Genomic DNA, 12,758 nt, shown 5'->3' on the forward strand with positions numbered 1-12,758 from the left:
ATTTTTCTTTTTGCCCGTACATTATCTTCTTATCCGATAGGATAACTATACTCACAAAAAAACACTCATTTGGGCGGAGAACTTTAGATTCTCGTTGAATTTGATACACCTAGGGAATAAGAATCCATCCCGTAGGTAGCCTTATTAAGTAGAAAAGCATTGCCGACCTTCCTAAAAAGAATGGCAACGCTTTTCATCCATTTATCAATCTGAATTATCTTTTATCCCACCAAACTTTGGTGCTATTCTTGTCACCTCCTGCCAATTCGGGCAAGGTCAAGGCTTCTGCATAACCTTGTGGATTGGTATCTGCCTCCAAAGTTGGATAGTTGATCCTTCTCATTATCTCAGAAACTCCAATATCTGGATTGTCCGAATAGAGACGATCATACAATTTGGGGTACCCTGTTCTTCTCAAATCGGCCCAAGCTTCCCAACCATTAGGATAGATGGCAATCCATTTTTGGGTCATTACCTGCTCAAATTGCGTTTCGGGATCTGCCGAAAATGCCACAGGAATATCCGAAAGTGCTTCAGCACCGGCTTCGTATGGCACTGGGGTATTGGAACTGTTGACATATGCAGTGATTGCAGCATCATCTGCCCCTGACTTGGATTGCAATGAAGCCCTTATTCCAGCTTCGTACATTTCCTGAACTGTTCCTCCCATGTTCCAACCCTGCAAAGCTCCTTCAGCCCTTAAGAAATAAACTTCGGCTGCACTCATCATTTCGTAGGGACCTTCTGTACCTCCATTGACTTCGGACTGATATGCTGGTCCTAGATTGGAATACTCACTGGGGTTAATAACGCTGCTCAAGTCTGCAACACTTTGACCGTTCAACAATCCTTCGTATGGAAATCCATCTCCGTCAGTATCTCCGGATGCTGCAGGATTAAAGTAGGAAGGGGCCCTTGGATCTTCATATCCTTTTAACACACTTTCCATTGCAGCACTCATCCTAAATTCGCCCCAACCGGTAAGGATTCCGTAGGTATGTCTTCTGATTCGGTCCAAAGGCAAAATAGCATTGTCGCTGTTGTCCGTAAACACTCCATCTTGGATGGCCTTTTCGGCTTCCGCTCTCGCTTTGGCTTCATCAGCATATCGAATGTGCATGGCCAATCTTAGACGAAGACTGTTGGCAAATTTTAGCCACTTGGCACCGCTTCCTCCGAACAAACGATCGTTTGAACCAAACATTTGACCTCCGGGATTGGCCTTAAGTGCGGCCACAGCAATATCAAGTTCCTCAAAAAAGTCTGTATACATGGCCTGCTGTGTATCGTAAGAAACAGAGAGTTCACCATTTCCAAATTGTGAATAGATGATAGGACCATAATAGTCTGTCATCCTGGAATAGGCAAGCACCTTTAGGATCTTCACCATCGCATTTCCAACAACATTGCCATTCTCCTCCGTGATGTCCTCCACTGCCTTGATGTGTGGGGCACATTCGGTATAGAAGGATGTCCAGGTCTCATTGGACCAACCATCGGTGAAGTCGTTTCTATCCGCTTCGGCATAACTTACACTAAGCGCAAAATATTGGGAATAAAGGTCAGAAGACCAGTTTTGCGCATATTGATAGTAAAATGGGCTGTCAAACATACTTCCATACTCCGCTTGGGCAAAAACTTGGCCCAAAAGCAACTCATCTTGTGCTATGGCAGGCAGGGTAAGCATCTTCTCATTTGTATTGAGTTCCGTAAAGTCATCGGTACAGCCAAAGACCATGGCACCCAAAACCAGTGAAACACAAGATTTATATAGTATTGATTTCATATTTTTCATTGTTTCTTTTTTAGAATCCCACTTTAAGATTTAAACCCAGACTTCTTGTTAGAGGAGGAGCATTATATTCCAATCCTACTTGTTCTGTCGCAGTACCAGTGGTCACCTCTGGATCAAATGAAGCTTTTCTGGAAAGGAAAAATAGGTTACTTCCCACCACGCTTAATTGAGCCCGGGCCATGCCTGTTCCATTTAGCAATTTGGAAGGCAAGGAATATCCAAGCGAGAATTCACGCAAACGGATGTTGGATGCATCCTCTACAAATGCCTCACCAATGGGCTGCTCTCCGTTACCCAACGTTTTCCACAACAATTGTGAACTGATTGGAATGTCATTTGGGGTTCCGTCTTCCTTGACCGCTCCATTGGAGCCCAATACATTCTGGCCCACAATAAGACTTCCGTCACGCCCTGCAACCGTTTGTTGCAATAGACCGTTGGAGGCCAAATTAGCCAATGTCTGCGAAATTACAGTACCTCCTTGTCTTATATCTATCAGGAAGCTCAACTGTATGTTTTTGTAGCTGAACGTGTTTCTGATACCTGCTAAAAAGTCGGGGTTAAAGTTGGCTACCTTAACAGTTTTCCCGTCGGTAAACAATGGAAGACCATTTGCCCCAACGATAATTCTTCCTTCATCATCCCTTTGGAAACCTCTTGCATAAATATCGCCAAATTGGGATCCCACCGTCAATTGTACGTTTCGTATACCGAAATTGGTGTTACCGATGGACAACCTGTCTATCCCCTCAGCAAGTTCCAATATTTCACTTTCATTCTTTGAAAAGTTGGCAGTGATGTCCCAGTTGAAATTAGCGGTACGAACCGGACTACCCGTCAAGATCACCTCGATACCTTTGTTCTGTACATCGGCACCGTTAATGAAACGCTGTCTTGCACCAGAACCTAGAGGTACATCCTGTGCAAAAATTTGGTCCCTACTATTCGTTTTATACAAACTAAGGTCAAGACCCAAACGGCTATTGAAGAAACGGGCATCCAAACCAAGTTCAGTAGAAACCGTATTTTCAGATTTCAGATCTTCATTAGGCAAAATAGGGGACAAATAGATAAGTTCACCTATACGGAGCTGTGCACTTCGGGCCAAGTTAAAGGCACCTGTATCATTTCCTACTTCAGCATAGGAACCACGAAGTTTTAAATAATTGAATCCTTCTCCAAATTCAAAGAAATCAGAAATAACAGCACTTAAACCCGCTGAGTAGTAACCATAACTTCTATTTTGCGATGGCAAGGTGGAACTCCAGTCGTTACGATAGGTAAGATCCAAGAAAATGGCATCCTTGTAACCCAATTGCCCAAAACCGTATAGAGATTGTACTTCTTTTCTATCGATACCTTCCGTAACCTGTAGGTTTATGGCATTTGATATCGCAAAAAGGTTCGGGATATTCAACCCGTTATTGTTGGTGATCAAATACTTACCTGACACCTGGCGGTTATTTCCACCGAAATTCACATTGAAATTAAAATCTTCCGAAATAGTGTCTTCATAGGACAACAGGAAGTCACTGTTCCAATCATACCTTTGGTTATTCTGGGTACCGTAATTTCCATTTGGGGCAATGATGTAAGTGTCATTGTAGTTCCTGATATCATATGTAGTTCCAGAATTTTCAAAAGCACTACGGGCCATTAATTTCAATTTATCAGTGAAATTATAGGTCAACGAAGCATACGTTAAAATCCTATTGTCAACTTGCTCGTTCAAGTTTCTGTTGGCCAACCAGAATGGGTTTTGTCCAAGGTTGGCTCCAGGGGCGTATGAGTTTTGTCTCAAGTTCCCGTCAGCATCAACAAAATCATAATTGCGCAAATCCGATATCCTGATATTGGTAGGGATATTGTAAACCAATCCCCAAGGACCCGTTCCAACTTCATTGTAAAGGTTGGTCCTGATATAGTTAACCTTGGCATCCAACACCAATTTTTCATCAAGGAATTTTTGACTTCCCTTAAGAGATATATTATGCCTTTTAAGTTCGTTTCCTGGCATAATTCCAACCCTATTTTCAAAGGTGTAACCAAAATACAATTGAGATAGCTTGCTTCCTGTCCTTGCAGAAATATTATAGGCCTGGGTGGATCCAGTCTGCATAAAATCCTTGAATCTGCCAGGATTGGCACTATAAGGAATGGTCGTGCCTTGGTCCGCCGGATCCAATGACCAGTTAGGAGCCTCAAATCCGGTCAACTCCTGACCCCAAGACTCCAAACTATTGATCAACGGTGACCCACCTTCATTATAAAAGGAACCATTTATACCCTGACCAAACTGATTTTGGTAGTCCCAAAGAATTTGGCCGGTCTCCATGGTATTGGTTATATTGATATCGATGCTTGAACGATCTACACCACCAGATTTAGTGGTCAATACAATAGCTCCGTTGTTCGCCCTTGACCCATAAAGTGCCGCAGCGTTTGCACCTTTCAATACACTGATTGAAGCAATGTCATCCGGGCTGATATCAGAAATGTCACCTCCAATTGGAACCCCATCAACCACATACAATGGCTCACTGCTTCCGGAGATAGACCTGTTGCCCCTTAAATTCACACGGGAACCACCAGATACACCACGACCCGACCTTACTATGGAAAGACCTGCCACTTTACCGGCAAGGCTGTTCACCAAGTTTTGTACGGGACGTACTTCGTCTATTCCGTCCAAATCAACGTTTTGGGTGGAATAGGTCAACGATTTCTTTTGTCTTTTCACACCCAATGCGGTAACCACCACTTCATCCAAAGTGGATGTACTGGGCTGCAACTGTACATTAAAGACACTTTGGCTGCCAATTTCGACTTCCAATGTATTGAAACCTAAATAAGACACCACCAAAATGGAGGCATCCGCAGATACAGTCAAACTAAAATTTCCATCAAAATCTGTTGTAGTACCATTCTGGGTACCTTTTACAAATACAGTGGCCCCTGGCAAAGGCACACCCATATCATCAGTCACGACACCCGACACAGTGCTTTGGTCCAATTCAGCTGCCCCAGGGAGCAAGGACCCTTCATTCAAACCTTCCACACGCGCACCATACAAGGATGTTGTATTGGACGCCGCAAAGGCAAGCGAAGTAGTCGCCAGAAATAGGACCAACGCGAATCTAAAGCTTAGATCAAAAGAACATCCTAGGCTTTTTTTCAATTGAAAGTTACTCTTCATAATTCTTGGTGTTTTGTTGGTTTTTCATAGGGAACATTAAAAAAAGGTTAATTAGATTCGATAAATATACTATATAAAAATTTACAAAAGCAAATTTTTCATAAAAATAAATTCAAAAAACAAAGTTTACGTAAGTTATTTTACTTTAAAAATAATATTATGAAAGTTTTAAATGAGATATATAAACCTTAAACCTATTGAAATATTTAACACATAAATAGCTACATAGAATACTTTTATTTTATATATTACTGTATATCAGCATTTTAAAAAATAGCCCTTATATAGCCCTTAACCTCAAAGTAAACATTTCAACACTTAAAGAACACTCGGAACACCTATGCATAATGCGTATATCGAGCATCATATTATAGTTACAGTGATCAACAAACCTACATTATATAAGGTATTGAAACTTTATAAAAGTTTTTATCTTTCATAACGTTTTATTATTTTATATATTTGCTTTTTAAACACGAATTAAATTTCAATTTCCATTTTAAATACATAACTAACCATAAACTATGAAGCCTAGTAATACTGAATTGGAAATAGCAGCGCAGCCAAGATTATGGCTCGAGACTTTTTCGATTGTTGAAAAACAGCGATTGGAGATCTCTGCATTTCTAAATAACTGTCTTACCTCAAAGGATCTGGACATTATCCTGACCGGAGCTGGCTCATCTGCTTTTATAGGAGAGGTGCTTTACAAATACTTTCAGCGCAACTTACATAGGGAGACTCGGGCCATAGCCACAACAGACCTTATATCCCACCCCAGCGATCACTTCCAAAAGGACACACCTACCCTAATGGTGTCTTTTGCCCGTTCTGGCGATAGTCCGGAAAGCTTGGCGGCGGTGAACTTGGGCGAGAAAGTGTGCGACAAGATATTCCACTTGATCATCACCTGCAGTCCCGAAGGACAGCTGGCACTGAATGCCAACAGCGAAAACTCCTATGTGTTGTTTATGCCCGCGGAGGCAAATGACAAGGGACTTGCCATGACAGGGTCTTTTTCCACGATGTTATTGGCCGGTTTATTGGTTTCTGACCTTTCCAATTTGGAACGAAACAAGGATTATGTGTCCAAATTGTCCGCTTATGGCGATACCATACTTGGAAAATACGCCGAAAGCCTTCAAAAAATGGCGGCCCTTTCATTTCACAGGATCGTGTTTTTGGGTTCTGGCTCCCTTAAAGGCATTGCAAGGGAATCCCAGTTGAAGGTCACTGAACTGAGCAACGGACAGGTCATTGGAAAATATGACTCCTTCTTGGGATTGAGGCACGGGCCAAAAGCTGTCATTGATGGCTCCACCTTGGTGGTGTACCTATTCTCCACCGATGACTATGTGAACAAGTACGAGTATGACCTTGTGCGCTCCATCAACGACCAGAAGGAAAAAATGGCCGAAATAGGGGTTGCTGAAGTACTCAAGTCACCTGACGAGATCACTTTGGACCTGACCATTGAAGTGGCCAATTCCATTGCAATTCCCGAAGAGTACTTTGCTGTATGCGCTGTGCTTCCCGGTCAATTGTTGGGACTGTACAAATCCATCAACCTGGGCCTTTCGCCCGATTCCCCTTCGGTGAACAAATCCATCAACAGGGTGGTCCAAGGGGTCAAAATATATCACAAAAAGCCATAGTTCCCCCATTTATACCATGCCCATCAAAACCTCTAAATATACGTATTGCCACACCCCTCAGAACAGGTCCAAAACAAAATGTTTCGACTATCTTAAACCTGTAGAAATGGATTGCTTCGGCAAAAACCGAATAAACTAGGAAAAATGGCAAAGAAGTTTGATGTTATTGTGGTAGGGGAATTGAATATCGACTTGATACTCAATCAAATCATGGGCTTTCCCAAAGTGGGCAAGGAGATCTTGGCCAATGAAATGGAATTCACACTGGGAAGTTCGTCAGCCATTTGCGCAAGTAATCTTAGCTCCCTAGGGTTGAACGTAGGATTTATCGGGAAGCTGGGAGATGATATTTTTGGTCGGTTCATCATTGAAAAATTAAAGGAAAAAGGGGTCGACACCTCCATGGTCATTGTGGATGACACGATGAAAACCGGTGTCACCGTGGCCCTTAGCTATGATGAAGACAGGGCAATGGCCACCTATCCCGGGGCCATGTCACATTTGACCGTGGACGACATTGATGAGGATTGTTTGAAAAATACCAAACACGTACATTTTTCCTCCTATTTTTTACAACCGGGATTCAAGGACAAACTGCATTTGCTCTTTCAAAAAGCAAAAAATGCCGGTGCCACGACTTCGATGGACGTACAGTGGGATCCAGCCGAAAAATGGGATTTGAATTTGGAGGAAATACTTCCCCATGTGGATGTTTTCCTTCCGAATATTATTGAACTTCAAAGCCTTACCAGAAAAACGGATATCTCTGCCGCCATCGATAGCCTTCAGAACAGCAACGGTTTTATCGCCGTGAAATGTGGTAGTAGAGGGTCGGTCTTGTTCCACGACGGCAAGCAAATTTCCAAACCACCATTCCTACACGACAATGTAGTGGATACCATTGGGGCCGGCGACAGTTTCAATGCAGGCTACATCTACAAATTCATACAAGGGAAATCCCCGGAAACCTGTCTGGAATTCGGGAACCTGATCGGTGCGATTTCAACCACAAAACCTGGGGGAACCGCAGCATTCACAAATCTTGAAGACATTCTAAAAACTGCCGCGAACAGTTTTAATTATTACGATACAGAACAATGAGATTACAAGAAAAATTTTTGGAGTTGAGAAGCAAACGCCAAGGGATACTTGCCACAAATTTCTACAATTTTGAGACGTTGCAAGGCACCCTAATGGCCGCCAAAAGCATGGATCAACCCCTCATTTTGCAACTTACCAGAAGCTCCATCGAATACATGGGACTGCCCGTGGCATTTAATCTGGCCAAATCGATGTTGGAGTACCACCACGTGGAAGGTTGGATACACCTAGATCATGGAGATTCGTATGAATTGGTAAAAGAATGTCTGGAAATAGGTTTCGATTCTGTGATGATCGATGCCAGCGAAAAGCCATTTGAAGAAAATATTGCCATCACCAGCAAAGTAGTTCAACTGGCCCAGCAATATGGCGCCAATGTGGAGGCAGAACTCGGATATATTGCCAAACTGGGCCAGGGCAAGAGCAAAGGCGCATTTACCAGTCCCGCGGAGGCCAAGGAATTTGTGGAAGCGACCGGAGTGGACGCCCTGGCAATCGCCATCGGTACCGCCCATGGTTTTTATGACAGTGAACCGGAACTGCAATTGGAAATATTGTCCCAAATCGCAGAAGCTACAACAGCTACCCTGGTGCTTCACGGAAGTTCGGGCGTTCCTGCGGAAGCCTTGAAAAATGCCGTGGATCGAGGAATCTGTAAAATAAACCTTGCCACGGAAATAAAGAATATTTTCATGCAGACCCTAAAATCTTCCCTGTCCTCTTCCGATGAAATAGATCTAAGAAAAGTATTTCCAAAAGCCACCGAACAGATCACGGAACTTGTCAAGGAAAAATTGGAAATCGTAAAAAACACTGCAACGTTACGCGCATAAACAAGTCTTGATGGATGCCATTTCGCTAACCCAACAATTGATTGAATTCAACACCGTGAACCCTCCCGGTAATGAAGAAGAAATTGCACGTTTTTTGGGTGAAATTCTATCCGGCCATGGTTTTACCGTGGAATATCCCAAGCACGCGGAACATCGCTTGAATTTGGTCGCTACCAAAGGACTGTCCGAAGAAAAACTGCCCATTGTATTGTCCGGTCATTTGGATGTTGTTCCCCTAGGAGCCGAAAAATGGTCCGTAGATCCATTTGGTAGGGAAATAAAAGGCGACAAACTCTACGGAAGGGGCTCCACCGATATGAAAGCCGGTGTTGCCGCCATGACCATTGCCGCTATTGAAAGTTTTGAAAAAGATGCGCCCCTCGGAGGTGTCAAATTGGTATTTACTGCTGATGAAGAATTGGGATGCCGAGGTGCGAAACAGCTTTGCGACAGCGGTTACGACATTGGTAGGGCCAGTGCCCTCATCATCGGCGAACCAACGGCCAACACACCTTATCTGGCGCATAAAGGAGGCCTGTACCTCAATGCAAAGACCACAGGCGTAACGGCACACTCTTCCATGCCGGAATTGGGTGAAAATGCCATTTACAAAGCGGCACGGGCCGTCACCAAGATTGAAAACCTGACCTTCAAGGCCGTTCAAGACGATACCCTCGGATTTCCCACCATCAACGTGGGGTATATGCAAGGGGGCCTTAACCTGAATTCCGTGCCAGACAAGGCCGAATTCACCATTGACATCCGGTCCACGACCAAACTGGCCAATAGCGAAGCGTTCCAACAATTGAAAGCATTGGTCGGAGATGAAGTTTCCATTGAAAAATTGGTGGATTTGAATGCCATCGCCACACCGGTCGAACACCCATTCATACAACTTATATCCGAGATATGCGGTATTGACTATCGCAAGGAAGGAACCAAAAAATCGGCTCCCTATCTCACGGATGCCTCTGTATTGACACCCTGGTTGGACCACGCTCCCACCCTAATATTGGGACCTGGAGAACCTTCCATGGCCCATAAAATCGATGAGTATTGCCATGTTTCCAAAATTTTGGAAGCCGTGGAACTCTACAAACAAATTATTCTAAAAAACGGTAAACGAAGCGAATGAACACATATCCTAAAAAGTATGCAAATGAGGTCGAATTGGAAGAGGCACTGTCGCGCCCCGCTCCAGAGCTGATTACCATGATGAAGTCGCTTGAGGGCGACATTATGCTATTGGGCGTAGCCGGAAAAATGGGAATATCCATGGCCATTATGGCGAAACGCGCCACTGAGGAAGCGGGAGTTGCCAAACGCGTTATCGGGGTATCCCGTTTCAGTTCGCCCACCAGCAGAACTTACTTGGAAGAAAATGGCGTTGAGACCATAGCCGGTGACCTTTTGAACCTTGACTTTGTCCAAAGCCTTCCAGATATTAAAAACATTATCTATCTGGTCGGATTCAAATTTGGCACGGAAGGCAAGCAGCCCACTACTTGGGCCATGAATGCCTTCTTGCCGGGACTTATCGTGGACAAGTTCAAAGATTCCAAGATCGCGGCCCTATCCACCGGATGTGTATATCCTCTTGTTCCCATCAATTCAGGGGGTTCCAAAGAGACCGATACCCCTCTACCGGTTGGCGAATACGCACAATCCTGTTTGGGAAGAGAGCGGATGTTCGAATATGGCAGCAATCAAAATGGCACCGAAATAGTGCTCATCAGATTGAACTATGCCGTGGAAATGCGATACGGTGTTTTGGTGGATATCGCCCAGAAAGTCTACAACGAAGAGGTCATCGATTTGGCCATGGGCCATGTCAACGTCATCTGGCAAGGAGACGCCAACAATTTAATCCTCAGAAGCCTTTCCCTTTGCGAATCGCCCGTCATAGCCTTGAATATCAGCGGAGAAGATACCGTTACGGTTGCCTCGATTGCCAAAAGACTGGGAGAATTTATGGGCAAGACCCCAAAATTTTCTGGAACCGAGGCAGATTCAGCCCTACTTTCCAATGTATCCAAGAGCAAAGAGCTATTGGGTTCACCAGAAATGGCATTGGACACCGTTTTGGAATGGACAGCACACTGGATGATGGAGGACAAGCCGCTCTTGGGAAAAGCAACCCATTTTGAAGTCAGGGACGGCAAATACTAATTTTTACACCCAACCATGAAAAATACACTCCCCCAAGATTTGAACAAACTATTGCTGGAAGGATTGGTAATTCCGGCAAATCCGACAGCTCTTACAAAAGACCTCAAACTGGACGAGAAAAGACAACGCGCCCTTTCCAGATACTATCTTGATGCAGGGTCCGGGGGGTTGGCCATTGGGGTCCACACAAGTCAATTTGAGATACGGGATGCAGGACTATACCAGCCCGTTCTTGAACTTGGAAAAGAGGAAATGGATGCCTTTTGTGCCAAAAGTGGCAAAAAGATCATGCGAATTTCAGGTGTTTTGGGGCAGACCCCGCAAGCCTTGAAAGAGGCCCGCATCAGTGCCGATCTAGGATACCATGCAGTACTGTTGGGACTGGCTGCACTCAAAGGGAAATCCAACGCCGAGCTTATTGAACACTGCAAAGCAGTGGCCGAAATAACCCCTGTGATCGGGTTTTACCTGCAACCATCCGTAGGTGGTGGTTTGCTGGACTTTGAGTTTTGGAGGGAATTTGCCCGAATCTCCAATGTGGTGGCCATAAAAATGGCCCCTTTTGACCGCTATCAGACCATTGATGTAGTGAGAGGGGTGGCCGCATCCGGAAGGGCAAACGAAATTGCCCTATACACAGGCAATGATGACAACATCGTAGCGGATCTACTGACCCCTTATAGCCTTCCCGTAAATGGAGAAAATGTAACCCTGCGTATCACCGGAGGATTGTTGGGCCATTGGGCCGTATGGAACCAAAAAGCGGTTCAGCTCTTTTCCCGGATTAAAAGTGCCACACCCCAAGATATTCCGGATTTGCTTGCACTGGGAATAAAAATCACCGATTCCAATGCTGCCTTTTTCGATTCGAAAAACAAGTTTAAAGGGTCCATTGCAGGGATTCACGAAGTACTGATCAGACAGGGACTTTTGGAAGGAAACCACACCATAAGTCCAAAAGAAGTGCTGAGCCCGGGCCAAAAGGAAGAAATAGATAGGGTTTATCAGGACTATCCTGAACTTAATGACGATATCTTTGTACAGGAAAACCTGGACAAATGGTTGACCTAAAAACCAACATACAAACCAAACACCAAAGTTCCCATGAATCAAAATAAAAAAACCTGGCTGCTATACGCTGTTGTCGCCACCATTTTTTGGGGTGTATGGGGTGCCTTCACCAGTCTCCCCGTAGAAAACGGATTTCCTGACACCTTGATCTATTGTGTTTGGGCCCTTACCATGATTCCACCATCCCTTTATGTGCTCAAACGCATCGGATGGAAATTGCAAACGGATAAAAAATCCATAATCAATGGCCTTATCATTGGTTTTTTGGGAGCGGGCGGTCAAATGTTGTTGTTCTATGCGGTGACCATAGGCCCAACCTATCTTATTTTCCCCATAATTTCGCTTTCGCCAGTGGTCACCATATTGCTGTCCTTTCTGTTACTGAAAGAGCGTACTCGTGTTCTGGGCTACATCGGGATTGCCCTTGCCATATTGGCCCTGCCCCTTTTTGATTATTCTGGTGGTGACGAAACGGCCCCCAGCAGTGTGGGTTCACTTTGGTTCGTCCTAGCCCTCGTCATTCTTTTGGCCTGGGGTGTCCAAGCCTTTTTCATGAAACTGGCCAACCAGTACACCAATGCGGAAAGCATTTTTTTCTATATGATGGTAACGGGCATCGTGCTCACCCCCATAGCATTGTATCTCACGGATTTTGATCAAAAAATCAATTTTGGCCTGAATGGCCCTTACTTAGCCGCTGGAATACAGATACTCAACGCCATTGGTGCCCTGTGTATGGTCTATGCCTACAGATACGGAAAGGCCATGGTGGTGTCTCCCTTGATAAATGCAGGAGCACCTTTGATGACCTCCATCATTTCCATGACCCTGTTGGGGATCGTTCCAGGTCCGTACAAATTATTGGCCATATTCCTTGCCATTACAGCAGCCTTCCTGTTGGCCTTGGAACCCGAGGACAAAAACTAGATCCACTCCAT

General features: G+C 44.5%; 9 protein-coding genes. 7 read left to right on the plus strand and 2 right to left on the minus strand.

Annotated elements, in window-relative coordinates:
- Positions 1–214: 214 nt before the first annotated feature.
- Both DB398_RS06755 and DB398_RS06760 read right to left on the minus strand, forming a co-directional pair.
- Positions 215–1,786 carry a SusD/RagB family nutrient-binding outer membrane lipoprotein gene (locus tag DB398_RS06755; protein WP_199913361.1) on the minus strand — a complete coding sequence of 524 codons (1,572 nt, stop codon included), beginning with the start codon at positions 1,784–1,786 and terminating at the stop codon, positions 215–217.
- 19 nt (positions 1,787–1,805) lie between these two features.
- Complete coding sequence (locus DB398_RS06760; RefSeq protein WP_108423637.1) at positions 1,806–4,991, minus strand: SusC/RagA family TonB-linked outer membrane protein; 3,186 nt, start codon at positions 4,989–4,991, stop codon at positions 1,806–1,808.
- Between the two features lie 524 nt (positions 4,992–5,515).
- On the opposite strand from DB398_RS06760, the gene DB398_RS06765 reads away from it, so the two are divergent.
- The 7 genes from DB398_RS06765 (at position 5,516) to DB398_RS06795 (ending at position 12,747) form a co-directional block, all read left to right on the plus strand.
- Entirely contained in the window at positions 5,516–6,646 is a 1,131-nt protein-coding gene (locus tag DB398_RS06765) for an SIS domain-containing protein (RefSeq protein ID WP_108423638.1), read from the plus strand.
- A gap of 144 nt (positions 6,647–6,790) precedes the next feature.
- A complete protein-coding gene (locus DB398_RS06770; protein ID WP_108423639.1) occupies positions 6,791–7,747 on the plus strand; it encodes a carbohydrate kinase family protein in 957 nt (318 codons plus the stop codon).
- Positions 7,744–8,580 carry a class II fructose-bisphosphate aldolase gene (locus DB398_RS06775; RefSeq protein WP_108423640.1) on the plus strand — a complete coding sequence of 279 codons (837 nt, stop codon included), beginning with the start codon at positions 7,744–7,746 and terminating at the stop codon, positions 8,578–8,580. The genes DB398_RS06770 and DB398_RS06775 overlap by 4 nt, the downstream gene beginning before the upstream one ends.
- 10 nt (positions 8,581–8,590) lie before the next feature.
- A complete protein-coding gene (locus DB398_RS06780; protein ID WP_108423641.1) occupies positions 8,591–9,715 on the plus strand; it encodes a M20 family metallopeptidase in 1,125 nt (374 codons plus the stop codon).
- Entirely contained in the window at positions 9,712–10,749 is a 1,038-nt protein-coding gene (locus DB398_RS06785; RefSeq protein ID WP_108423642.1) for an NAD-dependent epimerase/dehydratase family protein, read from the plus strand. Before DB398_RS06780 ends, DB398_RS06785 begins: the two co-directional genes overlap by 4 nt.
- Positions 10,750–10,764: 15 nt before the next feature.
- Positions 10,765–11,820, plus strand: coding sequence for a dihydrodipicolinate synthase family protein (locus DB398_RS06790; protein ID WP_108423643.1), 1,056 nt, complete (start codon positions 10,765–10,767; stop codon positions 11,818–11,820).
- Positions 11,821–11,853: 33 nt separating this feature from the next.
- Positions 11,854–12,747 (plus strand): EamA family transporter, encoded by an 894-nt coding sequence (locus DB398_RS06795; protein ID WP_108423644.1) that lies wholly within the window; start codon positions 11,854–11,856, stop codon positions 12,745–12,747.
- The last annotated feature ends 11 nt before the right edge of the window (positions 12,748–12,758 follow it).

It is taken from the genome of Flagellimonas amoyensis, from assembly GCF_003058265.1.
GTDB lineage: Bacteria > Bacteroidota > Bacteroidia > Flavobacteriales > Flavobacteriaceae > Flagellimonas > Flagellimonas amoyensis.

Bases quoted from the DNA above. Each gene is read 5' to 3' on its own strand.
- DB398_RS06755 (WP_199913361.1), bottom strand. From the start codon at position 1,786: ATGAAATCAATACTATATAAATCTTGTGTTTCACTGGTTTTGGGTGCC.
- DB398_RS06760 (WP_108423637.1), bottom strand. From the start codon at position 4,991: ATGAAGAGTAACTTTCAATTGAAAAAAAGCCTAGGATGTTCTTTTGAT.
- DB398_RS06765 (WP_108423638.1), top strand. From the start codon at position 5,516: ATGAAGCCTAGTAATACTGAATTGGAAATAGCAGCGCAGCCAAGATTA.
- DB398_RS06770 (WP_108423639.1), top strand. From the start codon at position 6,791: ATGGCAAAGAAGTTTGATGTTATTGTGGTAGGGGAATTGAATATCGAC.
- DB398_RS06775 (WP_108423640.1), top strand. From the start codon at position 7,744: ATGAGATTACAAGAAAAATTTTTGGAGTTGAGAAGCAAACGCCAAGGG.
- DB398_RS06780 (WP_108423641.1), top strand. From the start codon at position 8,591: ATGGATGCCATTTCGCTAACCCAACAATTGATTGAATTCAACACCGTG.
- DB398_RS06785 (WP_108423642.1), top strand. From the start codon at position 9,712: ATGAACACATATCCTAAAAAGTATGCAAATGAGGTCGAATTGGAAGAG.
- DB398_RS06790 (WP_108423643.1), top strand. From the start codon at position 10,765: ATGAAAAATACACTCCCCCAAGATTTGAACAAACTATTGCTGGAAGGA.
- DB398_RS06795 (WP_108423644.1), top strand. From the start codon at position 11,854: ATGAATCAAAATAAAAAAACCTGGCTGCTATACGCTGTTGTCGCCACC.